The organism is Gulosibacter sp. GYB002 (genome assembly GCF_036577665.1).
Classification (GTDB): Bacteria; Actinomycetota; Actinomycetes; order Actinomycetales; family Microbacteriaceae; genus Gulosibacter; species Gulosibacter hominis.
Map to the genome: position 1 here is coordinate 20,281 of NZ_JARBDD010000002.1, position 24,729 is coordinate 45,009.

A 24,729-nucleotide genomic window follows, 5' to 3' on the forward strand; every position below is an offset into this window, starting at 1 on the left:
AGATTCTCGCACGGGAACCCCTTCCCCGGTATGGTGAAATCACTAGTGAGCGCACTCTGCCGAAAGGACTGGCTAGTGGTGGACCGAAAACTGCGACGAGGTCTTTTCTGGAGCATTCGTGGTCTGGTGGCGATTTCGCTGCTTGCGACTGTGTTTGTTTCTGTCGGCGGGTCTAACGCGCACGCAGCGCTGATTACGCGACAAGAACTATCGGGAAACGACCGTTTTGAGACCGCCGCCGTAGTCGCGCAACAAGTAAGGCCAGAGACTGGGGGCACAGTCATCATCGCGACTGGTCGGAATTATCCGGATGCGTTGGCTGCGGGTCCGGTCGCTGCCAAGCTTGATGCACCAATCTTGCTGACGTATGGAACGTATGTTCCAGAAACGACGGTCAATGCGGTGAAACGTCAGCGACCTGCCCGGGTCATTGTCGTTGGCGGTGAGCCTGCTGTACCCGAGTCGGTAGTATCCAAGCTAAAGACGTTGACTCCTTCAGCAGCGTTTGTGCGGTATGCCGGCCCAGATCGGCACGCGACAGCAGCTGTCCTCGCTAAGACCTTTTTCCCGGATGCTTCGACAGCGTTCGTCGCGACGGGATGGAATTTTCCTGATGCGCTCTCGGCCGGCGCGGCGGGCGCTTCGACAGGTGCGCCAGTATTACTAGGGAACAAGTCAGGGCTCACTTCGCCCACCTGGGACGCACTATCAGCGCTTCCGATTGGCACGTACTATCTAATTGGTGGTTCAAATGTGCTTGGCCACGACACTCCACCAACGGCTTTGGCTAATGCGGCGATGAAACGGCTTTCGGGCGAGGATCGGTTCGCAACCAATGCTGCGGTTCTTCAGCAGTTCTTCACGGGCACCGGAAACGAAATTGTGGTGGCTTCGGCTCGGAATTTTCCTGACGCGCTGGTTGCTGCACCTCTCGAGCGGCCCTTGGTACTTGCAATGCCGTCGTGTACTGGCGGCGCTTCAGCAACATTTGCCTTGAAGTACTTGGGACTTAATCCTGTCTTGAATCAACCTACAACGCCAAAAGTGACACGTGTCGGCTCAGGGCTGGCCAGTGACGCCGGTCTCCGGACATGTAAACCCTCGACAGCACACGAGTGGTACCAGGTGCGGCCAGCGCGGGTTGCTGGGGACGACGTCAGCGCAATGTTTGTGGCTGACTTTCTCAAGCGCTACAACGAAATTGCGGTCGAGAACGGACTGCATACGCTGACTCCGGATCAGGTCCATGTGGGGCTGGACGATTTCTCAGCGCTCGCGCAGCGCCATGCTGATGCTAAGGGCGCACTTCCGCCGCACGACGGCATGATTCTTTTCAATGAAGTTGCCTTTGGCAATGGCAGGCAGCTTGAGCACTATTGGGATTTGGATGGTGCGTATGTTGCAGAATCCTGGTGGGATTCAGCTCCGCATCGCGACATTCTGTACCAGCCAAGTAATGGTGGTGTACGAAATGCTGATGAGGTGCTCATCATAAATTTCGTATGGACGAGCTCTGGACACGGCGGTTGGGACGGACATTTTGACGCTCGTGCAACCTGGGGATGGCGAAGCTATTTCAAAGTTGAGGGGCACACTGTCGCGTCACAGGACGTAGACCTATCACTCCGCGACTACACGCCTCCATCTCCGAAACCGGGAGCGACCTATAACCCAGGCTCTCGATATCATGGCAACTTCTACACGGACCCGAAACTTTATCGGGCATATGAGTCTGGAAAACCGTTTGGGCCCTGGCCCTAACGGTTAGCTCCAGACAAAGCACGCCTTTGTCATTGGGCAAATTGGTTAAACCTTGTTCGATCAGGGGGTTACTGTCACACATTGACTCGCTAATTGCGAATCTTGCGACGCTCTTCTGCCAGGGGGAGCGGGTAACGGTCGTTCAGCGAAGTCCAGAAGGCTACCTTGTCCCAAATGAGCGGCCCGTACTGGTTAGTTTCGTGAAGGACAAACTCGACCGGAAGCGTGATACCGGTCAGCGACCAGCCTCTCGCGGCGGCGTAGCGGCTCATCCACGCGTCCTCGATGAAGAGCCCGAGTTCTGGTAGCTCGGTGAAAAAAGAGTCATCGGCGATGATTTCGAGGTCACAAACGCAGCCACCAGTCGCCGTGTAGTCGGCAACCTCACCATTGACCGCACGCTCGCGTTGCCAATAGTCATCCGGGTTGACTCGCCAGGCCCAGATGCTGGAGATCCGGTGCTTACCTCCATTTGCCAAGAGTCTTGAGAGAGCATCGTTTGGCAGCACTTCATCATCATCGAGCATGATGAAGTTTCCTCGTGCGCCGTCATTCCATAGCTGGCGGGCAATGATGAAACGGCCGATACCTCGAATGTTATGCGGGCTGTGAATTAGTTCCACACTCTCGAGGGCTCCGGTGCCCTCGAACGCCTGGATGCGCTCGCGATACCACTGGTGATCGGCATCATTGTTGTTCCAGAACACCAACCGGAGTGGCGTTGGTAAGTTGATTTGACGATCGAGTTGTTCGAGAATCGCGTCAATCTGACCGGGTCGGTTCCAAAGGCACATGATGATCGGTAGCGACTCATTTTTCGGCTCGCCGTGGAGTACTTCAGCCTTCGGGGGGTTCTGCCAGAGTTCTTGAAAACGTGCGAAAGCGACCGCTCGAGCTCGACTCCGCGATAGGTTCTCGAGTTCGGTGGACTGCCACAGCTCTGCCACACGCTCAGCAGTCGAATTGTTGTTGTCACTGTCGAGGTGACGCGCCATCTGCCGTAGCTGATGTGCGGGCTTGTCAGCCAGGCTCTTTATTTTCACAGTGGAAGCTGCCAGCAGTCGCTTGGCTCTGGTGAGGCGTTCTTGCCAGCCATAGCGTGGGGTCGTAACGCGTGCTGCCGCCCGGACGAGCCGGTCCTGGAGGAGTCGTTCTACGTACTCCGTGAGAGACTGCACCGTTGCGTTCGCTGCGCCGAGTTTTTCTCGGAGCGCATGGGTCTCTGCCGCATGGGCATCGGTCATCGCATTGCTTGTGGCTTCGAACTCTGCCGCAAGTTCTTTCTGTTCGGCTTGCAACGCTTCATGCTGCATGAGCAGAGAATAGAAGTCGTTCCGGCTGTAGGCCAGCTCCGCACGCGCTTCTGACTCACGAACGAGCCAAGGACCAAGCTTCTTGAAAAGAGACAGGTCGTCGCTGACACCAGGCAACGGACTGCCGGGTTGCAACGCTTCCGATACCAGCTCGGGAATGAGCGCAGTCCTCTCTTCGAGAAGCTTTGACAGCGCCCTGACAACCCTGTCGTCATAGGCAAATCCAACAGTCGCATCATCAACAACATGGCGGGCAACAAACATCGGTCGCAAGACGCCTTCCCGAAGCCAGCGTGCATCACGCATCCCATGATGGCGTGGCGACGGGGTGAGACCTGAGCGGTCGTAAGCCGCTGCAGTGTTCCGAACGCGCTCCTGATAGCGCGACCACTGTCGATAGGGGAGGTGAAGCACTTCCAAGGTTGCCTCTGTAGGGACTGCTTCGGCAAGCGGTAGCGAAGTTCCGTGGTTGCCTTGCTGAATCGTCACATGAGCCGAGCCTCGATGCACACAGTCATGCGTCGGTTGAGCATGGAGTCCTACTGTTCGAAGTGCCTCGTCATCGCGCTCGTCGCGCCAAGTGTGAGTCGGGATTACAGAACCTGACTCAATTGGTTCACCCACCAGATTACGAACGCTGACGTTATAGCTCTGAACATCTTCGGGTACGGCGGCAAGTGCTTCGGCGATTGTCCCACCTGACCTTGCAAACCAAAACTCATCGGCATCCGCATTGATCACCCAGGCAGCCCCGTGCTCGGTAAAGGCTCGGCGTGCCATAGAGGTGACAACTTCGGCTTGCTGCTTCTCAACACGAGGATCATCGTGAAGTTCTACGACGCCGATCTCGGCGTATTGTGCCAGGATTTCACGAGTACCATCACTCGAAGCATTGTCGGTAGCAATAATGAGATCGACACCTTGAGCGATATGGTGCTCGACCATTGCGGCGATGATGTCCGCCTCGTCGCGGACCATGAGGGTCATGACAATCGGCATCTTCGCAGTCATGGTGCTCCTTAGATCAGGTTTGCTGTTGCAGCGGTATAGTGCGTTCCGGCACTCCGCTCGTCAGTGCTGGCTCGAACGGGCGATTGATCATCGAGTCTCGTGATTTCGAGTTGCGTCTCGTCATACAGCGCCGCGCTGAAGGTGTACTCACCCTGCGGCAACGACAACGTTGGCAATTCGATTTGGAGAGTGTGTCGACCCGCAGGAAGCGATGTTCCCTTAAGGCCCGCACGATCGGTCGACGTCATCAGCACCATTTGCTTGATGCTGTTGGTCACTGACAGTCCGAGATTCCAGGTGGGGAATTCACGAGTCGTCTCGATCTCGAGTTCGATACGCACCGAGTCTCCCGGGCGCAGCGGCGACTGTGAAGGGATGGCACGCAGCGAGAGGATTTCACCGGTTGCACGTCGTTTCGCTTCAGCCGAGTCGCGGGCCTTTTCTTTCTCAAGACGCTCGAGCACGGCACTTGCTTCTTCAATTGAGCGGAAGCCTTGCCGGAGGATCGCTACCGCGTCCTCGGGGTTGCCGTCGTAGACAACATTTCCATGGCCAAGAACGAGTGCCCGGGTGCAGAAGTCAGTCACCTGTGAGAGGTTGTGGGTCACCATGATGATGGTGCGCCCTTCCTCCTGGAACTCGCGAATCTTGTCGAGGCATTTGTTTTGGAAGGGTTCGTCGCCCACGGCCAACACCTCGTCAACCAGAAGAATGTCGGGATCGCAGTGCACTGCGACCGCGAAAGCCAGGCGGACATACATGCCCGATGAATAGAACTTCACCTGCGTGTCGATGAACTTCTCGATCCCAGAGAACGCAACGATATCGTCGAAACACCGCTCTGTTTCTTCGACGCTCATTCCCAGAATTGCCGCGTTGAGAAACACGTTTTCGCGACCGGTCAAGTCTTGATGGAACCCCGCTCCCAGCTCGAGCAGAGCCGCGATACGGCCGCGGTGCAACACCCGGCCACTCGAAGGCGCCAAGATACCGCCGATCACTTTGAGCAAGGTTGACTTGCCCGATCCATTGGGACCTATCAGCCCAATGGTGTTACCGGCATGGATGTCGATCGAGAGATTGCGAAGGGCCCAAAAGTCTTCAGCGTGCTCGCGGGTGCGGCGAGGGTGCAGCAGCCGATCTTTGATGGATTTGTCTTGGTGGATGACAAAGCGCTTTGAGACATCCTGTACAGAGATGACCGTCGGTGGGGCTGGGGTAGCGGCAGTGGCACTGGTCATTTGTGGTTACAGCTCCTGGGCGAAGTTGCCCTGTAGACGGTTAAACAGGCGCTGAGCCGCAATGAATGCGATCAGGCCGAGAACAGCAGCAATTACCATTCGCAGCATCAGGTGCTCAGGGAACGGCACCCCTTCGAGATAGGGCGGGATTCCTGCCACACCTGGAGCCCAAAATGCTGCTTGAAAGCCCATCACTCCGAGAGTGAGTGGGTTGGCGAGATATACGTCGACAAGCCATGACGGCAGGCCGAACTCACCGAATGCAGTGCCGACGAACTGCCAGAAATAAACGATTGGTGAGGTCCACATCAGCAGCATCACGATGACCTCAACCAAGTATTGGATGTCTCTTAGGAACACGTTGAGTGCCGACATAGCGAGTCCGAGTGCCGCGCACCAGATGGCGACTACGACGATAGCTGCGATCGCGTAGAGGAAATGCCAGCCAAGCACAAAAGTACCGCTTAGCAGAGCGGCGCCGATCAGAACAAGCATCTGCAAGCCGAAGTTGAAAGCTGTGGAGCCCGCAGCGGCGAGTGGGAAGATTTCTCGAGGTAAATACACCTTCTTGATCAGGCCGGCATTCCCCACAATGGAGGCCGTCATCGTCATGATCATTTCGGAAGCGAGGCCGAAGAGCGTCAGGCCAGAGAAGATGAACACTGCAAACTCTGGAATAGAGCGTGCGGCACCCAAAAAGTGCCCCAGCACCAGGTAGTAGATGAGCAGCTGCGTTAGCGGGCGGATCAGCCCCCAAACGAAACCGAGTGCCGAGTCTTTATACCGTGCCTTGATCTCACGTCGAATGAGGAGATCAAGCAGCTCTCTGCGCTGCCATACGGCTTGGCCCGTGCGGAAAAAACCCACGAGAAAGCGGCCCGAGGTTCCGGTCTCCACCAACGGGAGCCTTGCCAAGCGAGCATTGCGCTCGCGATGAGGATTGGCAGCGTTCGAAGATGGTGTCATGACTCAATTCACTAGCAAATGGGCCCAGGAGATCTGGAGCGCGTGATTGAACTAGTCTAGCGAGGCAGGAGATATCTGCGTTGGGACGCTCCCAAACGATCCGGGCGTATGCTTTGAGTTTCGGAACCGTTGTGATCAACAGGAAGGTGAGTCGGATGGCAGAGAAGGCCGAGATTGACCGTCTTCGGGAGGAAGTGAAGTCACTACGGCTCCAGCGGAGCGAGCGCGATGCACGGATCAGTGAGCTCGAGGAGCGTGTCCGCCTCGAACGAGCTCAGGCGCACGACCTGCTGGTACAGCTCAATGACCTACGACGCTCTAAGTCGTGGCAGGTGACTGCGCCTCTGCGCACCGCGATGCGGCGGTTCCGATCATGACTCAACTTCGCAGCCTCTTCTATGAAACAATGCGGCCGCAGATTCGTTGGGAGGGGGGCACTCGGGTTCCTGCTTCTCCAGACAAAGTCGCCGTTGTCGCGCAGTATTCCACCACCGCGCGGGTTTCACGCTCGCTCGCTGCTCTGATTCAAGAGGTTACCGAAGCTGGTTACTTTGTGTTGCTAGTCAGTGCTTGCCCGGTGGATGCGCCTTTGGAATGGCCGGCCGACCTCGACCTCGAACGGGTTGCTGTACTGCGAAAACCCAATATTGGTTATGACTTCGGTAGCTGGGCGGTTGGCATCCAACATGTGCCTCAAGTGTTGAAGGCGAGGTTGTTGCTGCAGCTCAATGACTCGCTGGTGGGACCGCTGTGGTCGCTCGAACGAGTGCTGAATGACTTTGAGCAAACTCCTCATGACTGGTGGGGAATGGTGCGCAGCCACCAATTTGCGCCGCATATGCAGAGCTATTTCTTGGGTTTCAAACCGCAAGTGCTGCAGTCGCAACCCTTCCAAGACTTTTGGACGCGTGTATCTGTCCACGCTGACAAACATGAGATCATCAACCGCTATGAGGTGGGCTTCCAGAGACGGTTGTATAACGAAGGTTTCACCTCGGGGTGTTTCCTTGACAGCCGCGAAATTGTTGCCACCGGCGACAATCCGATGATTCAAGGCTGGCAGCAGGCACTCGAAGCCGGAGTTCCGTTTGTGAAGCGAGAGTTGTTGCTCAACTCGAACCTGATTCCCGGTGCTGACCGTGTGCCTCAGGTTCTCGAAGCAGAATATGACGTGCACTGGCGACAGTGGCTCCCATAGGCGCAGCACATGGGCTATGCAGTGCGCTAAATGACCAGGAAGGGTTTCATGCGGAAGATTACGAAGTCGGGAATCCAGCGTCGAGTCACGGCGGCACGCCGAATGATCGGCGACCGGATCGCTGGCCGCACTATCGCCGATGGTGGCGCCGGCTTCCCGGCAGCCTACGATCGCTACCTAGAACGCAACGAAGGGGCCCACTTTGTGGGATTTCCGTCGAAGTGGCGAGTCGATTTTCCTCCGTTTGAAAAACCGGCAGCTATCGGAGTTCACCTTCATGTCTACTACGCGGATCTGGTCGGCGAGATTTGTGAACAGCTCGCTCAGATTCCCGTCCCATTTGACCTTATTGTCACGGATGCATCAGGTACGAGTGTCACAGCAGATGACCTCGCTGCAGCCGGTGCAAAAAATGTTCGCGTGCTCGAAGTAGAGAACCATGGTCGGGACATTTGGCCGTTGATTCAGGTGGTGAACGCTGGCTACCTGGAGCCCTATGATCTCATCTTCAAGATTCATACCAAGAAGAGTGCTTGGCGCGAGGAGCACGCGACGCTCGCTGGTTCGGGGAACGAATGGAAGGAATCGTTCTACCGTGATCTCCTAGACAACAGCGAAAATATCACCGAGATCATCAACGAGTTCGTTACGAATCCGGCCGTCGGGGTAATCACCTCAAACGGGTCAATGGCCGGCGCTGAGCACTGGGGGAGCGATGAAGAGATTTTCGCACACCTGCTGTTGCGGCTGCAGCTCAGCTACAACCGGGAAGACCTGTGCTTCCCATCCGGGTCGATTTATTGGATCCGAGGCTTCGTGTTGCAGGGCCTGCGATCTCTCCGCCTGGATGCTGCAGACTTCGAATCTGAATCCGGACAAATCGACGGAACGACCGCACATGCAGTAGAGCGCATCATCGGACACCTCGCAATCGAGGCTGGCTACTCAATGCTTGAGCGGAATCAAGTGGATGCAGATAGCCTGCCGAGTGTCGATTCGCTTGCCGAGCAGCTCGCCAACCCGCAATGGCGAGCACGCTGTGTGTCGTTTTATCTGCCCCAGTTCCATCCTTTCGCCGAGAACAACGCTTGGTGGGGGAAGGGTTTCACCGAGTGGACCAACGTTAGTAAGGCGCGTCCCGTTTACCGCGGTCACAACCAGCCCCTGTTGCCCAGTGAGTTCGGGTTCTACGATCTTCGGCTTGATGAAATTCGTGAGCAGCAGACAGCGCTCGCGAAACAGTTTGGAGTACATGCCTTCATGTACTACTACTACTGGTTCTCTGGCAAGAAACTCATGGCGATGCCCATTGAACGACTCGTTGCGAGTGATATCGACCAGCCGTTCTGCATCATGTGGGCGAATGAGAACTGGACACGTCGCTGGGATGGAGACACGAAGAACGTCTTGATTGCTCAGGAATACGACAAGGTTCCTGCTGAGCAGTTCATCGAGGATGTTATGCCGTTACTCAAGGACGAACGGTATCTGCGTGTCGACGGGGCCGCGGTGCTCGCTGTGTATCGCATTGCTCAGATTCCGAACTACGCAGAGGTGATCGAGCATTGGCGGCGTCGCGCGCGTGAAGCTGGCGTAGGCGAGCTACACCTCATGTCGGTAGATGTTGGCGCAAACTTTGACGGGCTCAACCAGTCATACCTCGAGGCTGGTATTCAGGGAGCGCTTGCATTTGCTCCACACAACCACGAATACGTACATATCCCCCATGATGGGCTTGGTGTGGATCGGCGCTTCCGCGGCAATATCCTCAGTTACCAGGGTTCGTTGCGCGACGGCTTGAAGAAGATGACAGCGCTGCCTGAATCTGATTTTCCGGGCGCCATGGTTGCATTCGATAACACTGCGCGCCGCCAGTGGGAGCCTGACCTCTGGTATGGGTCTAACCCGTACACGTTTCGTCGCTGGTTGCGGGCATGTGTCGAGGCAGTTGCCCACCGAGATGAACAGCATCGCGTGGTTATTGTAAACGCATGGAACGAATGGGCTGAGGCGGCAGTGCTAGAGCCGACTCAGCGCTGGGGACGCACCTATCTCCAAGCCACACGTGCTGCGCTCATATAAGTCTCGCCGCTGTCACCGGTTGCCGGCTTTACGGCGATCGGGGACGGCAACTGACGCTTGAATAACCTGCCGAATTGGCTGCGTGCTGGGAAGCTCGTGTCGGTGTTGGCGTGAAGCGAATGCGATAAAACAGAGCAAGAACCAATAACCTTCCACAAGCAGCCGTGACTCGGTCGTTGACTGCACAACGAGTCCAATCGCGAGAATAAAGCCGAGCGCATGCGTTGCCGTTAGCGGCCCAGCCGTGGGGCGATCGATTGCCTGCCACCAAGCGCGAACAAGGGTTGCGAACACCACTAACGCAAAGAGTGCAACTCCGATGTGGCCGGTTTGCATCCACACATCGAGGAATGCGTTGTGCGCCTGCTGATGTGCTGTGGGACCCACAACCCCGAGGTCGTCGAACTGAGGGAGCCAAGGGGCCCAGTAGCTGATCCAGCCGTGCCCGGTTACCGGGCGCTCCGCGCCGAATTGGAGCACCGCACGCCAGATATCGCCGCGTCCGGACATATCCGATGAGCGATTCATCAACGCAAACACTTCTTCGTAGTTGCGCACTACCAAGACTGCCCCAGAAATGAGCACGGTGCCGACACCGGCATAGAGCGCCCAGCGCCAGCGGCGCTCTATTCGCCGTCCGGCAAAGACTAGTGCGGCACCAAGCAGCATAAAACCGAGGGTGACCAAGCTGGTTGCCGAGCGGGTGCGCCACAGGGTGTAGAAGGCGACGGCAAGAAAAGCGAGCCCGTAGCTCTTGCGTAGTCGTGCATCCAACAATTGTGTGACCGTGGTCGCAATCGCAAATAGGGTCACCATGGCGAGGAGGTTTCGGTTGCCCGGCAGTCCTTGGATGGCGCCGCCCTCAATGAGGTGTCCGTAGCTCCAGTACATCGTGGAGGGGAAGGCGGCCGTACTTTTTTGCGGCGCCCCACTGCCGAAGAAGAATTCGAGATCGTTGCCATAGAAGTAGGCGGGGGGAATGAGTCCGTCGCCGGTGAAAAGCGCGACGCCCAGTTCAAAAATCAGTGACCCAGCGACGATGGCCCGCAGCGCGGAGGCGAATGCTTGCAGGAACTCTTCGCGGGTAAGTAGGGCGGCTGTCGTGAAGCCGAGGCCAATGATTGTCAGCTGGATAAGCCATGCAATGCTGGTCTCGAGGCGGTACTCAGACCAGGTGATCGAGAGCCCGCACCATGCCGTAAAAAGCAGCAGGGGCGTTGGGGCGATAAGTGGTTGGAGCCACGACCGATTGCGGTAAAGCATGACAGCAGCGGTCACAATCAGAGCGAGTGCAACGAGGCCGTAGCCGGTCCAGGTGATGGTGTACCGGAGCAGATCTCCAGAGAAACCAACCAGCGTGAGGGCCATAAGTAGCCACATGGCCGGTGTAGTTCGCCGGGGAGTAGCTAGGGGTGCCTCAAAAACGCACCTGAAAAATGATGCGAGTCGAGCTGCCGGCGAGACCATAGCTGCCATTCTTTCAAACTTCGGCAGCCCGTGACGCCAAGTGAATTACAACGGTGTAACTATCTTGGAGGGCTGGAATATCCGTGATTGACCTCGGCGTGTCGGATCTTTTTCGTGACAAATGTGACGAGTGTGACTACTGTTGCAAATGTTATTTACCGTGACGACACGCCGAGTGTTGGAGGAATCATGACTAGTCAAGCCAGTTCGTCGGATAACGGGAGCCGCCTGCGCTGGCTGGTGCTCGGGTTGGGAGCCGTGACGCTGTCGCTCGCAGCTTGCACCGGTGCCGTCAGCGGTGGCGGCGAAACAACTGCAACCGCAACCACGACTCCGGCTGTGCCCACTGTCGCGCCGACCGCCGAGGTCGAGACCGAAAGCGCTCCAGCAACGGCTGAGTCGACCGACGCGGCATCGGGTGATGCAAACGTCATCGTGGTGGCTGCCGACTACGACGCTGACTCCGCCACTATCGAGGTGCGCTCGATCGTGACGAACCTCATTGCCGAAGGTACCTGCACGGTAACCGCCACAAGCCCCGAGGGCGAGGAGCTTACCGCCACGGTTGAGGCTCGCCCTGACGCACAAAGCACCGTGTGTCCGCTGGCAACCATCGAGGGCGTGACCAGCGAAGGCTGGAAGGTCCAGGTGGCCTTTGAAAGCCCCGAGGGCAATGGCGTCTCTGAAGCTGTGGTGGCGGAGGTGCGCCAGTGATTCGCCGTCTTCGACGACACATCGCGCTTGCTTGCGCTGGTGTACTGATTGCCGTCAGTGGGATCGTGCTAACCGCAAGCCAGCAAGACGCGCAGGCTGCCGATGCATCCAATTTTCGACCCGGTTATCTCATCAGCGACGAGAACTTCTACGACTCGGCCGCGATGTCGGTGTCGCAAATTCAAGACTTCTTGAATAAGCGTGGGTCAAACTGCACGGGTAATTGCCTCAAAGACAAACGCGTCGACACAGTGAGCAAAGCGGCCAACAGGTACTGCGGTGCCTATCAGGGCGCACGCGGTGAATCGGCCGCGCAGATCATCTCGAAGGTCGGTAAAACCTGCGGTATTTCACCCAAGGTGCTTCTCGTGATGCTCGAAAAAGAGACCTCGCTGGTCACCATGGATAACCCCGGCGAATGGCGCTACGAGCGGGCAATGGGCTACTACTGCCCGGACGACCCGAACCGTCCCGGATGGTGTAACCCCGAATATGCCGGCCTGCACAACCAGCTCTACCGGGCTGCCTGGCAGTTCAACCAGTACGCGGCAAACCGTGGCGACTATGCCTATGTAGCCGGACGCAATAACAGCATCCTCTACAACCCCGACCGCAGCTGTGGTGCGTCGACCGTCTACATCGAAAACCAGGCAACCGCTTCGCTATACATCTACACCCCGTACCAGCCCAACCAGGCCGCGCTGTCAAACCTCTACGGCACCGGTAACGGCTGCTCGAGCTACGGCAACCGCAACTTCTGGCGTCTCTACACCGACTGGTTTGGGTCGCCCACCGAAGCCCCTGGAAAATCTCCAATCGGTAACTTTGATTTGGCCGCAGCGGCATCGGATGGTGTTCGGATTCGCGGCTGGGCCGCAGACCCCGACGCGTGGAAAACCCCGCTTTATATGTGGGTCACTGTTAACGGTAAAGGGCAGCACGTGTACGCAAACAAATCGCGCCCGGATGTCGGTCGAGCCGTACCCAGTGCTGGAGCCAAACACGGCTTTGACACGGTGATTAAGACGCCAAGCGGCACCAACACGGTGTGCATTACCGCCCACAACCTCGGTGGTGGCGGACACAAGTCGCTCGGCTGCAAGTCGGTTTCGACCGGTAGGTCACCCGTTGGCAACTTCGATTCCATCGTCGCTACCGATGGCGGAGTGAGAATCCGTGGGTGGGCTGCTGATTTTGACGCCCCGAAACATCCGCTCTATATGTGGGTAACTGTTGACGGCAAGGGACAGCATATTCGAGCTAACAAGTCCCGGCCAGACGTCGGGCGAGTGCTTCCCTCGGTGGGCTCTGCCCACGGCTTTGATTCGACGCTTGCAGCTGGAACTGGCGCACACTCTGTGTGTGTGACAGCACACAATGTTGGTGGCGGAGCGCACAAGCGACTCGGCTGCAAGACCGTAACCGTGTCGCCGAAGTCAGGCAGCAAGTCAGCCTCGGCCAGCGTGTCGAGCAAGGCTTCGTCAACAGCTCGTGCGGCTAAGGTGGCAACGCCAGAGCGTGCCGCCCAAAAATCGACCGCACGCCAGCAGGCGCTCTCGGTGATTCCGCGCAGCGCAGCCGATGAGGCCGCAGCGAACGACGAGCAGGCCGAAGAGCGCTCGACCGAGGCACTCGGCGCTACGTCGGGAGAAATCTCGAGCGAATCGGCTGCGGCTGAAGAGCCTCAGGGCAACGAGGCAGCGTCTGAGCGGGTCGAGCCTGACGAGCCGGCTCCGGTCGAGGAAGACTCGGCCGAGGTCTCGGAGTCTGCTGATTCGAGCGAGCAGGCCGAGCCCGTACAGGATGAGTCGAAGGAAGCAGACTCAAGCGATCCGGCCGAGCCTGGCCGGTCTGAATCGAACGAGCAGCCCGACTCGACCACTGACTCCGCTGCGGCTGAAAACGCCGATCGCCCCGAAGCTGCCGCTCCGCAGCCGCTATCGGTGATCCCTGACGAGGACGCAGCCGAGGCGCCGAACTCGTCGTCGAGCGATGCATCCGAACTCGCCGCAACCGGCATGCAGCCGATGGCAACCCCGGTGCTCGCCGCACTCGGAGTGCTGCTGGTCAGCGCCGCGGCCCTGCTGGGGATGAAGGTGCTGCGTCGCGAGCCCTAGCGGTTAGCTATCGAAAATGAGCTGAGCAACCCCAAGCTCGGCACAGGTCAGACCCAAACGTGGAAACGCGTTTGGGTCTGACACTGTTTCTGACACGAGTAACGGGTAGAGTCACCAACGATGTTTGTACCGCTCGAGAACACACCGATGCGCTATGCCTGGGGCGCACGAGGCGCGATTAGTGACTACCTCGGAAACACCGGTGCCGTTCTCGAACCCGAAACAAGCGGCCCCGAAGCCCCAGTGCAGGCCGAACTCTGGCTCGGCGCACACCACGGCTCGCCCGCAAAAGTCACCAGCCCCGAACTTGTGGGCGGCCACACCGACCTGCGGCAGTGGATCCAAGCCGAACCCGAACGCGCGCTCGGCCAGTTCGCGGTCGGTCTCCGACGCGGCGAACCGGTGCGGCTGCCGTTCCTTCTCAAGGTGCTTGCCGCGGGCGAACCGCTCTCGCTGCAGGTGCATCCCGACCTCACCCGCGCGCGACGCGGATTCGCCGCCGAAAATGAGGCGGGCATCCCGCTCGACGACCCGAGTCGCAACTACCGCGACCCCTTCCACAAACCCGAACTGCTCATCGCACTCAGTGACACCATGACCGCGCTGGCAGGCTTCCGCAGCTTCGGTGAAGTGCGCGAGCTCGTGGCAGATATTGCCGAGCTCGCAGCCGAAGCTGGCACCGCATCCCAATTCGCGCCATTCGCAGAGCGCGTCGCCGAGCTCGACTCGGAAGCAGACCTACGCGAACTGGTGGCCTTCAACCTATCGAAATCTACCGAGGCAGTCGACGCGCTACCGGTGCTCTACCGGTGGGCCGAGGGTGACGGTAGGTGGCAACGCGAGCGGGCAACCGTGCGCGCCATCCGCCGCGCGCATCCCGGCGACGCCAGCGTATTGACAGCGCTGCTCATGAACCACGTCACACTGCACCGCGGTGAAGGTCTCTACATCCGTGCCGGTGTGCTGCACGCCTACGTGGAGGGTGTGGGTATTGAAATTATGGCGGCAAGCGACAATGTGCTGCGCGGCGGGCTCACTGCCAAACACATCGATGTCGACGAACTTATGGCGGCGCTCAGCTTCGCGCCCACGCCGCCGCCATATCTCAGCGCCGAGCAGCTCAACAACTTCGTCACCACTTTTGACCCCGTCGAGCCCGACTTCCGCCTGCAGCGAGTGCAGGGCGTGCGAGTCGACACAGAAATCAATGTCGTCGGCCCGAGCGTGCTGCTCAACCTGGGGCAGGCGGTCGAGATTACCGATGCGGCTGGCGAAACGACTACTCTCGCGCACGGCCAGGCAATTTTTGCCACTCCGGATGCGCCGCCACTGCGCGTCATCGGCACGGACGTTGATCTTGTGGTCGCGTCTACAGGTGTGGATGCGGGCGAGTCGCTGCCGCTCGATTAGGTTCAGGTGAGCGCTCGCCGTGCGACACGGCGGCGCACAGGCTGGGAAATCCCGCAAACTCTCAAGTTGTGGATTAGAGTTTCCGCCCCTGGCACTTGACGCAACCGGTCTTACACCGGTGTAATTACATTGGAGACACGAACAGTCCGTTCGTGGGAATGCGTTGGAGTTGTGATATGGCACAGGGTTTGAACCGACCGGTACCAGAAAACTGGTACGTCGATCCGCTGACGCTGGGCGTGCCCGGCACTCCCGACTACATCGGCGACGACAACCCGCTCTCGTGGCAGGCTGACGCGCTGTGTGCCCAAACCGACCCCGACGCGTTCTTCCCCGAAAAGGGTGGCTCAACCCGCAATGCCAAGTCGATCTGCCAGGCCTGCGCGGTGCGCGCCGAATGCCTGCAATACGCGCTCGATAACGACGAACGCTTCGGCATCTGGGGCGGCCTTTCAGAGCGCGAACGCCGCAAACTGCGTCGGCAGGCCTAATAGCGGAGCACAGCACCCTGTGCCGCGGGTTATCTCGACCACGCTTCCGGCTCGCCGCACAGAATGCCAGCCCGCCCGAAATCAATCACTAGCATTCTGCTAATGCGACCCAAAGTCACCGCAGTTGTCGTAGCTCGCGATGCTGCCTCCGCACTCGAACGCACCATACCCGCGCTCGAGTCGCAAACCGCGCCCATCGCGACATCAGTATTCGTGCATATCGACTCGCGTGACGACACCCTCGAAATCATGCGCGCTGCGCAGCCAACGATGCTGCTCACGGTCGCCCAAGACTCCTCGTTCGACAAAGCCGTCACCACGGCAGTCAGCGAACTCGACAAGATCGAACCGATCCGCGAAGCCGATACCGGCGCCGCGCATCCCGATGAATGGCTCTGGCTCATCAATGCCGGCGACGCCCCCGAACCAGACGCGCTCGCCGAACTCCTCGACACCGCCGAGCGAAACCCATCACTGGCGGTAACCGGCCCCAAACTGGTGTCGGCACAAGACCCCAGCCGACTCGTCGAATACGGGCAGTCAATCGTCCCCACCGGCGAATCAATCCGGCTGCACACCGACGCGCTCGACCAGGGACAGTACGAGTCATTCAGCGATGTGCTGGCAGTTGCCACCAACGGGATGCTCGTGCGCCGCGACGTGTGGAATGACCTGCAGGGTTTCGACCCCGGGCTGGAAGCCGTCGACGACTCACTCGACTTCTGTGTTCGCACCTGGCTCGCCGGAAACCGAGTGCTGCTCACCCCCGACGCGCGCGTTGAAACACTCGGCAGGGACGCTCCCGGTACCGCAAAATACGGGCGCCGCACGGGTGCTCAAGCCCGCCACCGGCTACGTCGCACCGCAACCCTGCACCGGCGACTGTCCTGGTCGGGCCCGCTCATGTTCTGGGTGTACTGGTTGCTGCTGCTTCCCGAAGTGCTCGTGCTCACGGTGCTCAACCTGCTGCGCAAACAGCCGGGCCGCATCCTGCCCGAACTGTTTGCCGCACTCAAAGTGTTTTTCGGTGGCACCCGCGCACTCAGTGCCCGACGCCAATTCGCGGCCACCAGCACACAACCCCTGTCGAGCCTCGACCGGCTCCGCATCTCAGCTCCCGAATGGCGCACCATGCGCGCCATCAAACGCGACGAGCAGCTCGCTCTCGCCCAGCAGGGTGGCGACCGCTACAACTTCATCACCGGAGGCGGCGGCTGGGTCGCGCTCATCACCGCGGTCGCCTCGGTAATCATGCTCTTCCCGCTGCTGCGCAGCAGCGTGCTCAGTGGCGGAGCGCTGCTGCCACTATCCGGCAGCATCGGCGAGCTTTGGGCCGCCACCGGTTATGGCCTGCGCGACACCGGCGGCGGCATCGGCGTGGCCGACCCGTTCCAATTCGTTCTCGCCGTGCTCGGCAGCCTCACCTTCTGGCAGCCAAGCCTGATCGTGGTCATCATCTGGTTCATCGCGCTGCCGCTAGCCGCAACGGGTGCCTGGTTCATTGCTGCGCGCTTTACTCGCCGCCCCTGGCTGCGCGCCTTTTTCGCTCTGGCCTGGGCCTGCTCGCCCACACTGCTCGGCGCGCTCGCCGACGGCCGCCTGCCCGCGGTGCTCGTGCACATCACCCTGCCTTGGTTTGCGTTCGCATTTTTTGCCGCGCGCTACCGCTGGGCCGCATCCGCAGCCGCATCCCTGCTTGGCGTTGTTATCGCAGCCAGTGCACCCTCACTCATTCCCGCACTGATCGTGCTTTGGTTGCTCATGGTGACCACCTCGGGCGCCGGATGGCTACGACAAATGTTTGTGCCCATCCCGGCTGCCGCGATGTTCCTGCCGCTATTGGTGACACAGCTCAACCGCGGCCGACCGCTCGCAATTTTTGCCGACCCGGCCCTGCCGCAGCCCTACGATCCGCTCCACGGCTGGAACACAGTGTTCGGGTTCGCCGACACGAGCCTCGGCGGCTGGCCCGAATTTTTGCAGCAGCTCGGGCTCACCGACATCGACCCGTTCCTGCCTTTCGCCGCGCTACTGGCACCGCTCGGGGTGCTCGCCGCCATCGGCATCTTTGCAAACGGCTGGCGACTGGCACTTGCCGGGCTCATCATCGCGGCAACGGGATGGATTACCGCCGGCGTGGCTGGTGGCCTCTCGTTCGCGGTGTGGGAGGCGACCGCAGCGCCGATCTATCCGGCCGCGGCCCAATCACTCGGCTATTTCGGTCTGCTGATGGCGGCTATCGCCGGCGCCGCCTACATTGGGCCGTTGCGCGTACCGGTGACGATGCTCGCGCTCGTCGGTGTGACCGCTCTGATCGTGCCGCTATTCCCGGCGCACATCACCGGAACCGCGGCCGTAGCCGCATCCGACGGCCGCACCCTGCCGGCAATCGCCTCAGTGCAGGGCGAAGACGCCGACCAACTGGGTACCCTCCGGGTCACACCTATCGGGCCCGACCAGCTACGCCTCAGCCTCGAACGCGGCTCGGGTCTGAAGCTGAACGAGATCTCCACCCTCGCCACCACCAACCCGGCAACCTCAAAAACCGATGAGGCACTCGCCGAGCTCGTGGTCGACTTTTTGAGCATCGGCAAATCAAACCCCATGTCGCAGCTGCACGAACTGGGCATCGGATTCGTGCTCATTCAGCCCGCCGAGGGCGCCGGTGCACCGCTCGGGCAGCGGCTAGTGACGGGACTGTCAACCAACGAATCGGTAACGAGCATCGGCAACATCAAGGGATACGGCACCCTATTCCAAGTGGTAAACGCCGCCGAACGCCCCACTGACCCGGTGCTCGCACAGCAACTCGAGGTCACCAACTGGCAGAACCTGCTCGGCCGCGCCATGCTCATCGTACAGACGGTCATCCTGCTGTTCGTGATTTTGCTGGCGCTACCCACCGGACGCATCGCCGACCTCAGCGCAGCCGCGCGCCGTATCAAACCGCAGTGGGAAGACCTCGACCGCGGCAACGACGTGCTGACGCTGCGAAACTACCGACTCGATAACGAGCGGGTCGAAGTATATTCATCGGCCGCCAGCGGAGAAGCGGTCGGCCCAGCAGGGAAGGAGGAGCTCGGTGACTGATCGCAAACATGAGGATGAACCAATCCGTCCACACAGCGACGCCGCCGCTCAGCCGGTCGACTCCGACGCCGCGCAGCCCGAAACCGAAACCCTCCGACCGCCGGTAATTGAGGCACTCAGCATCGACGATGACGAGGCCTTTGGCGATGGAGCCGACGAACCAGTAACGAGCGCCGACGCGGCAGCTGCGGGGGAGAGTGCTGCTTATAGCGCGCCCGCCGAAGACAGTGCTGACGGCGCGCCCGTCGGTGAGAGCGCCGATAGTGCGCCCGCCGGTGATGGTGCCGATAGCGTGCCTGCCGGCGACACAGCCGACGACAGGATCTCCGCGAACGAATCCCCGGCAGCTGCCGCGCCGCAGCCCGCAGCTGACGAATCAAAACCTGCGCCCGCATCCGAAACACCAAGCGCGCCGCACCCCGACGGGCCACGGCTGCGCCGAGCAGGTAGCGGTGCCACCGCCGCAGTGCGCCGCAAACGCACTGAAAGCGCCGAGCGCCGCCGCCGTAAAGCGGTGAGCGCCCTCGCGCGCACCGCCGGCGTGGTCACCTCGCTCGCGGTCGTCACCGGCACCGTATGGGCGCTCGGCTGGATGCCGCTGCCGAACCACACCGCCGAACCAACGGGGATGCAGCTCACGCCACCAATCGGCGACCAGCAAGCCGTGTGCCCGGGCCCGCTGCTACAGCTCGGGCTCAGCAGCGACGCAAACCAGATCAGCCCGGTGGGTGAGCCTAAAACCACACACCACTCCCGCGGTGCAAACGCTGAGGCCACCAACTTGAGCGAAGGCGGCCCCTCGGTGTTCGTGCAAAAAGCAGCCGAAGACCAAAACCAGGTGCTGGCAGCGGCCGAATCGGTCACGCTCGACACCCCAAAAACGAACGGCTACGCCGCCACCAACTGCACCACTCCCGCATCCTCACAGTGGCTTTTGGCAGGCAACACCGAAACCGGGCACACTGCCGCACTCGACATCCTCAACCCCGGTGCAGTGAAAGCACGCGTCAACTTCCGCGTTTTCACCAGCAACGGACTGGCCCCATCGGGCCCGGCCGAAATGGTGCTCGAACCCGGCGAACACAAAAGCCTCAGCCTCGCCGGCGTGGTTCCTGAATCATCTGTGATGGCGGTAGAAGTCATCGCCACCGGCGCGCCCGTGGCCGCCTACGTCCACGAAACCTTCACCGAAACGCTCACCCCGCGCGGCGCCGAAATTGCCGAATCGACCACCGAATACGGCACCACACAGTTTTTGCCCGGCGTGGTCGTTTCGGCGTGGCCGGTAGACGGCCCCGACACTACGGCAACGATCGGCACCGCGGTGCGGCTGCTCAACCCCGGCGACGCCGAAACCACGGTAGCGCTGCAGGTACTCGACGAAAATGGCAAGGTCGCCTTCCGCGACGATGTTCCGGTGGCACCGAACACTGTTTTTGACTACCCCGTGGGTACTGTGCCCGATGGCAAATACACCATCCGCGTCGACTCGCCCACACCGATCGTCGCCGCCGCCCGCGTGGCACCGCTCGACTCCAGCGAATTCGGGTGGCTCGCGTCATCACCCGCGCTGAGCGACAGCGCACTGATCGCGGTGCCCGCAGGAGACTCACCCCGGCTGGCGGTCATGAACCCGGGCGAGGCCCGCGAAATCACCGTGAACGGCAAGCGCGTGAAAATCGCCGAGGGCGCAACCTACGAAACCGACATCTCGGGCGACACTGTCGAACTCGCGGGTGTGAGCGGGATGCGCGCGGCCGTGCATTTCGTAGCGCCCGGTGCCTACTCAGGTTTCCCGGTGCACCCGAGCATCAGCGAAGGCGACACCATCACCGTCTACCGCTAGTGCAGCGTTAGCTGGCGGCATCATTACCCCCTACTGCGGAATGTGGGGCAACACACTCGGATTCTCTGCCCAGCAGCTCGCCGCCGCAGTCATCGCGCAAATCCGCACTGCAGCCTTCATTGACTCACTTAGCTCGGCACCGACTGCGCATTCATATGTGAATACATAAGTAGTGAACTGTGTAATCCCCGCGGACAGGGTCTTCGAACGCGTCCGCTCAACCTGACATGGGAAGCTGCAAACTTCACTTATGCCTGAATGAGCGTACAATTGAAGACATGTCAACGCTTGAAAAGATCCGCGCTCTCAGCGAGCTCACCAGCTGGCAGTCCGGCTATTTCACTACGGCGCAGGCGAAACAACAGTCCGTGTCTCCCGCGACACTGACTCGATTCGCCAACGCCGGCGTAATCGAGCGGATACAGCGTGGCGTCTACCGGATGACCGCTGCACCCAGCAATGAGTTCGAATACGAAACGATTTTCACTACTTGGCTCTCGACCGCACCTGACAAACCCGCAACCGAACGCATCAGCTACAACCCACATGAGGTCATCGCGGCTGGCCCCCTTGCGCTCAAACTGCATGACGATGCGATCCTGCATCTTGACCGCTACGACTTCGTAAGTGCCACCCGACGTCAAAGCAAGAACGCCAAAATTCACTACCGACAGCGTTACCTCACCCGTGACGAAGTGACTGTCGTGCGCGGAATTCCAGCAATGACCATCGAACGAGCCATCGCCGACCTCGTTGAACTCAACGTGGACCTGTCCACTATCGAGGCTGTCGCCGAAGCCCAGCTTTTTCGAGGAACCACCACAATTCTTGACGTCACCCAAACGCTTACTTCACTTCCCGACTCAAACCCAAGCGAGATGCAACAACTCGCTGACGCAATCACTAGCAATTGGAAGACACCTTGACCAGCGCTGCCCCCTACGCAACACCGCAGGCCGCGACGGCCGCCATCCGCGATCTGGCACGCCGCACCGACTGGGGTGGTAGCCAAGACACGAACCGCAAAATCCAAGCAATACTCCACGACCGCTTTCTCAGCCGCGTGTTTACGGCCCCGGACATCAAAGACCGGTGGCTACTGAAAGGCGGATTCGGCATCCTCGCACGCATCCCCGACGCACGCTATACACGTGACATCGACATGCTCAGCAGCGAACATGACTTCGATAACGCCCGACGCGATCTGATGCGAGCTGCGACCACTGACCTCGGCGACCATCTCACTTTCCGACTTGTGCGCGCACGTAGCAAGCGCAGTGAAGAATCCGGAGGTGCCGGTAGTGCCCAGTTCGATTGTTTTGCGGGGACTAAAAAACTCGGCACGATCAGTATCGACCTCGCATTTAACCGCCGTACCCCCACAGGCGCGATCACCAGTCAAACCTCTCAGATGCTGCCTCGCGGATCACACTTCATTTCCGCGCCCTACAGACTATTTCCGGTGACCGATCAGATCGCAGACAAAGTTTGTGCCATCATGCGTTCGTACGCCCCAAACACGCACCCTTCGTCCCGAGAAAAAGACCTACTCGACATCGCGCTTCTACTGCGTCACAGCCAAATTGATGCAGGTGAGCTCGCAACCGCCATCCGTAGCGAACAGGTATTCCGCGGACTGCCTCATTTTGATCGCCTGCGCATTCCAGACAATTGGGGCGACCGATACAAGCAACACCTGCGTGAAATTAGCATCGACACCACAGGCCTCGAAGACGTCGCTGCAGCAGCCCGATATGTGGCCACACAGCTCGATCCGATCCTTAGTGGAACTATCTCCGCCGGCACATGGAGCGATCGCACGGGATGGGTGCACTCCGAGCTTCCACTACCTCCGCAATTATCATCCAGTAACGCCTCAGGCGAATACTGCGGAGCCCCCACACAACATGGTGGAGCCTGCCAGCGGCGTGGACGCTGCCCTTACCATTCTCGCTAACAGTACAGTTAGCGACCCCAGCCGCCCGGATCGATCCGGTCTTCGAGTCGGCCATCCAGCAGCTCGTTTACTCCCGACATGACCACGCGCTCCACATACTCGCGGAACATGGGCTGATCCACGGGATTCGAAAGTGACATGCGCGCCATCCGTTCAACCGGCACCCGGTAAATCACCACGCGCTTGAGCGTGCGGTCAAGACCCCACAGGCGCGCCGCATCCTGGCCCATAGCATAGGCCGGCGGCATACCGGCCACAGTGACCGAAACATCCTCCATCAGGTCGGGCGCAACTGCCTGCAAAAAACCAACCGTTTCAGTGACCACCTGAAAAAACCTTGGGATGCGGCCAGTCAGCTGCGGCAGGTACGGTCCGGCCACGCTCGAACGCAGCTCGCGGCCGTGCCGACTACGTGAGCCGCGCGAACGGCGCTGCGAGTGCATCCTGCGGGAACGAAACATACGCATCAGCCTAGCGCGCGGCGGGGTAGGGTCGCGGTTGATGCGCACTGCGGCCGGTGCGGAGCAGTGCTTGCTGCCAGACAGTGCTTGTTCTCGATCAGTGTTTGTTCTGGATCAGCGCTCGTCACGGATGAGGGCGAGCGCCAGATCGCGCACCTGTTCCATCTGCTCGGGGGTGGCCGCCTCAACATTGAGCCGCAGCAGCGGCTCGGTGTTCGACGGGCGCACATTCACCCACCACCAGTCACGGCCCGCGAACGAGAAGGTGAGCCCATCCAGTTCATCCACCGACGCAACACCAGAAAACTCGGTGACCAGCCGCTCATAAGCCGCGGGAATATCGGCAACGGTCGAATTAATTTCGCCCGACGCAAAATAGGGGGTGTGTTCGGCCGCGATCCTTGACATCGGTGCGGTCTGCGAACCCACGTGGGCGAGCATGTGCATCGCCGCGAGCATCCCGTTATCGGCACCCCAAAAATCACGGAAGTAGTAGTGCGCCGAATGTTCGCCACCGAACACCGCATTCGTGCGGGCCATTTCGGCCTTGATAAGCGAGTGGCCAACGCGGGTGCGCACCGGCGTTGCCGAAATCGCTTCGATCGTTTCGATGACGTGACGCGAAACCAGCAGGTTGTGGATCACCGTGACATCGGTTTCGCCAGCGGAGCGCACGCGCTCCACCTCGCGGGCAGCGACGATCGCACACACAGCCGAGGGAGAGACAGGGTTGCCGCGTTCATCCACCAGGAAACAGCGATCGGCGTCACCGTCAAACGCGAGCCCAAGGTCGGCACCCTCGGCAACAACGCGCTGCTGCAGATCAACGAGATTTTTCGGGTCGAGCGGGTTGGCCTCGTGGTTGGGGAAATTGCCGTCGAGTTCGAAATACATCGGCACGATTTCCAGTGGCAGTTTTGGCAGTTCGCATCCCGAGCCCAGCACGGCCGGAACGGTCTTGCCTGCCATGCCATTACCCGCATCCACCACGATTTTTAGCGGGCGAATACCGCTGAGATCGACCAGCTGGCGCAGGTAGCTGGCGTAGTCATTCAAAACATCGCGCTCGGTTGCCTCGGCGACGGTGTCGCTTGCTGCGGGGATGCCGTCGCGCAGGTAAGCGGCGGCACGGTCACGGATTGCGCCGAGGCCGGTGTCGAGCGAAATACCGCGGGCGCCGGCGGCCGAGAGCTTCATCCCGTTATAGGCGGCCGGGTTGTGTGAGGCGGTGAACATGGCGGCGGCGGCGTTTTCGCGTCCCGAAATGAAGTAGGTCATATCGGTCGAGCAGTAGCCGAGCAGCACCGGTTTGGCTCCGCGCACGGCCGCTCCGCGGGCGAAGGCTGCGGCGAACGCGGGGCTTGAGTCGCGCATATCGTGGCCGATAAAAATTTCGTGGCCGGCCAGGTCGAATTCATCGACAGTGGCGGCGCCGACGGCGGTCACCAGGGGTTCGGTAATGGTGTCACCGACAAGTCCACGGATGTCGTAGTTTTTGACGATGGCGTTGAGATCACCAAGCTGAGCGGGGTCTGCCGCAGGGATCGCTGTGTTCATGACGAACCAGTCTAGCCAGTGGCAGATGCGGAGGGTCGGACCGCGTT

General features: G+C 60.0%; 18 protein-coding genes. 12 read left to right on the forward strand and 6 right to left on the reverse strand.

Annotation, left to right across the window (positions count from 1 at the left end; translation table 11 throughout):
- Positions 1 to 75: 75 nt before the first annotated feature.
- Positions 76 to 1,761, forward strand: a complete 1,686-nt coding sequence (locus PV375_RS01325; RefSeq protein WP_201613039.1) for a cell wall-binding repeat-containing protein — start codon at positions 76 to 78, stop codon at positions 1,759 to 1,761.
- Between the two features lie 89 nt (positions 1,762 to 1,850).
- Here PV375_RS01325 and PV375_RS01330 read toward each other — a convergent pair whose 3' ends face one another.
- From PV375_RS01330 to PV375_RS01340, 3 genes are read right to left on the reverse strand one after another with little or no spacing between them, the layout of a single operon-like run.
- Positions 1,851 to 4,085, reverse strand: coding sequence for a glycosyltransferase family 2 protein (locus PV375_RS01330; protein ID WP_332105824.1), 2,235 nt, complete (start codon positions 4,083 to 4,085; stop codon positions 1,851 to 1,853).
- Positions 4,086 to 4,093: 8 nt separating this feature from the next.
- Complete coding sequence (locus PV375_RS01335; RefSeq protein ID WP_201613043.1) at positions 4,094 to 5,326, reverse strand: ABC transporter ATP-binding protein; 1,233 nt, start codon at positions 5,324 to 5,326, stop codon at positions 4,094 to 4,096.
- A gap of 6 nt (positions 5,327 to 5,332) precedes the next feature.
- Positions 5,333 to 6,193: an ABC transporter permease gene (locus tag PV375_RS01340; protein WP_332105825.1), complete on the reverse strand. Its 861-nt coding sequence runs from the start codon at positions 6,191 to 6,193 to the stop codon at positions 5,333 to 5,335.
- A 254-nt stretch (positions 6,194 to 6,447) separates the two neighbouring features.
- Here PV375_RS01340 and PV375_RS01345 point away from each other — a divergent pair, with 254 nt between their 5' ends.
- Genes PV375_RS01345 through PV375_RS01355 form a run of 3 tightly spaced genes read left to right on the forward strand, consistent with a single transcriptional unit; the run spans position 6,448 to position 9,572 of the window.
- Entirely contained in the window at positions 6,448 to 6,669 is a 222-nt protein-coding gene (locus PV375_RS01345; RefSeq protein WP_201613046.1) for a hypothetical protein, read from the forward strand.
- Positions 6,666 to 7,490: a rhamnan synthesis F family protein gene (locus PV375_RS01350; protein WP_332105826.1), complete on the forward strand. Its 825-nt coding sequence runs from the start codon at positions 6,666 to 6,668 to the stop codon at positions 7,488 to 7,490. The genes PV375_RS01345 and PV375_RS01350 overlap by 4 nt, the downstream gene beginning before the upstream one ends.
- Positions 7,491 to 7,538: 48 nt before the next feature.
- Positions 7,539 to 9,572 (forward strand): glycoside hydrolase family 99-like domain-containing protein, encoded by a 2,034-nt coding sequence (locus PV375_RS01355; RefSeq protein WP_332105827.1) that lies wholly within the window; start codon positions 7,539 to 7,541, stop codon positions 9,570 to 9,572.
- 12 nt (positions 9,573 to 9,584) lie between these two features.
- Here the strand turns inward: PV375_RS01355 and PV375_RS01360 are convergent, their stop codons facing one another.
- Positions 9,585 to 10,952: an O-antigen ligase family protein gene (locus PV375_RS01360; RefSeq protein ID WP_332105828.1), complete on the reverse strand. Its 1,368-nt coding sequence runs from the start codon at positions 10,950 to 10,952 to the stop codon at positions 9,585 to 9,587.
- A gap of 276 nt (positions 10,953 to 11,228) precedes the next feature.
- On the opposite strand from PV375_RS01360, the gene PV375_RS01365 reads away from it, so the two are divergent.
- The 8 genes from PV375_RS01365 to PV375_RS01400 all read left to right on the forward strand — a co-directional run bounded on the left by PV375_RS01365 (position 11,229) and on the right by PV375_RS01400 (position 22,664).
- On the forward strand, positions 11,229 to 11,753 hold the full coding sequence (locus tag PV375_RS01365) for a hypothetical protein (RefSeq protein ID WP_332105829.1): 525 nt from the start codon (positions 11,229 to 11,231) through the stop codon (positions 11,751 to 11,753).
- On the forward strand, positions 11,750 to 13,870 hold the full coding sequence (locus PV375_RS01370; RefSeq protein WP_332105830.1) for a hypothetical protein: 2,121 nt from the start codon (positions 11,750 to 11,752) through the stop codon (positions 13,868 to 13,870). Before PV375_RS01365 ends, PV375_RS01370 begins: the two co-directional genes overlap by 4 nt.
- A gap of 120 nt (positions 13,871 to 13,990) precedes the next feature.
- Positions 13,991 to 15,280, forward strand: coding sequence for a mannose-6-phosphate isomerase, class I (manA, locus tag PV375_RS01375; protein ID WP_332105831.1), 1,290 nt, complete (start codon positions 13,991 to 13,993; stop codon positions 15,278 to 15,280).
- A 176-nt stretch (positions 15,281 to 15,456) separates the two neighbouring features.
- Entirely contained in the window at positions 15,457 to 15,771 is a 315-nt protein-coding gene (locus PV375_RS01380) for a WhiB family transcriptional regulator (protein ID WP_201517536.1), read from the forward strand.
- Between the two features lie 102 nt (positions 15,772 to 15,873).
- A complete protein-coding gene (locus PV375_RS01385) occupies positions 15,874 to 18,861 on the forward strand; it encodes a glycosyltransferase (protein ID WP_332105832.1) in 2,988 nt (995 codons plus the stop codon).
- A complete protein-coding gene (locus PV375_RS01390) occupies positions 18,854 to 20,707 on the forward strand; it encodes a DUF5719 family protein (protein WP_332105833.1) in 1,854 nt (617 codons plus the stop codon). The genes PV375_RS01385 and PV375_RS01390 overlap by 8 nt, the downstream gene beginning before the upstream one ends.
- A gap of 278 nt (positions 20,708 to 20,985) precedes the next feature.
- Positions 20,986 to 21,633: a type IV toxin-antitoxin system AbiEi family antitoxin domain-containing protein gene (locus PV375_RS01395; RefSeq protein WP_332105834.1), complete on the forward strand. Its 648-nt coding sequence runs from the start codon at positions 20,986 to 20,988 to the stop codon at positions 21,631 to 21,633.
- Positions 21,630 to 22,664, forward strand: a complete 1,035-nt coding sequence (locus PV375_RS01400; RefSeq protein ID WP_332105835.1) for a nucleotidyl transferase AbiEii/AbiGii toxin family protein — start codon at positions 21,630 to 21,632, stop codon at positions 22,662 to 22,664. The genes PV375_RS01395 and PV375_RS01400 overlap by 4 nt, the downstream gene beginning before the upstream one ends.
- Positions 22,665 to 22,672: 8 nt before the next feature.
- Here PV375_RS01400 and PV375_RS01405 read toward each other — a convergent pair whose 3' ends face one another.
- Both PV375_RS01405 and PV375_RS01410 read right to left on the reverse strand, forming a co-directional pair.
- Positions 22,673 to 23,125: a hypothetical protein gene (locus tag PV375_RS01405; RefSeq protein ID WP_332105836.1), complete on the reverse strand. Its 453-nt coding sequence runs from the start codon at positions 23,123 to 23,125 to the stop codon at positions 22,673 to 22,675.
- Positions 23,126 to 23,239: 114 nt separating this feature from the next.
- Positions 23,240 to 24,682, reverse strand: coding sequence for a phosphomannomutase/phosphoglucomutase (locus tag PV375_RS01410; RefSeq protein ID WP_332105837.1), 1,443 nt, complete (start codon positions 24,680 to 24,682; stop codon positions 23,240 to 23,242).
- Positions 24,683 to 24,729: the final 47 nt, after the last annotated feature.

Coding starts and splice junctions, on each gene's coding strand:
- PV375_RS01365 (WP_332105829.1), top strand. CDS start 11,229: ATGACTAGTCAAGCCAGTTCGTCGGATAACGGGAGCCGCCTGCGCTGG.
- PV375_RS01335 (WP_201613043.1), bottom strand. CDS start 5,326: ATGACCAGTGCCACTGCCGCTACCCCAGCCCCACCGACGGTCATCTCT.
- PV375_RS01410 (WP_332105837.1), bottom strand. CDS start 24,682: ATGAACACAGCGATCCCTGCGGCAGACCCCGCTCAGCTTGGTGATCTC.
- PV375_RS01330 (WP_332105824.1), bottom strand. CDS start 4,085: ATGACTGCGAAGATGCCGATTGTCATGACCCTCATGGTCCGCGACGAG.
- PV375_RS01355 (WP_332105827.1), top strand. CDS start 7,539: ATGCGGAAGATTACGAAGTCGGGAATCCAGCGTCGAGTCACGGCGGCA.
- PV375_RS01350 (WP_332105826.1), top strand. CDS start 6,666: ATGACTCAACTTCGCAGCCTCTTCTATGAAACAATGCGGCCGCAGATT.
- PV375_RS01405 (WP_332105836.1), bottom strand. CDS start 23,125: ATGTTTCGTTCCCGCAGGATGCACTCGCAGCGCCGTTCGCGCGGCTCA.
- PV375_RS01345 (WP_201613046.1), top strand. CDS start 6,448: ATGGCAGAGAAGGCCGAGATTGACCGTCTTCGGGAGGAAGTGAAGTCA.
- PV375_RS01395 (WP_332105834.1), top strand. CDS start 20,986: ATGTCAACGCTTGAAAAGATCCGCGCTCTCAGCGAGCTCACCAGCTGG.
- PV375_RS01380 (WP_201517536.1), top strand. CDS start 15,457: ATGGCACAGGGTTTGAACCGACCGGTACCAGAAAACTGGTACGTCGAT.
- manA (WP_332105831.1), top strand. CDS start 13,991: ATGTTTGTACCGCTCGAGAACACACCGATGCGCTATGCCTGGGGCGCA.
- PV375_RS01360 (WP_332105828.1), bottom strand. CDS start 10,952: ATGTGGCTACTTATGGCCCTCACGCTGGTTGGTTTCTCTGGAGATCTG.
- PV375_RS01385 (WP_332105832.1), top strand. CDS start 15,874: ATGCGACCCAAAGTCACCGCAGTTGTCGTAGCTCGCGATGCTGCCTCC.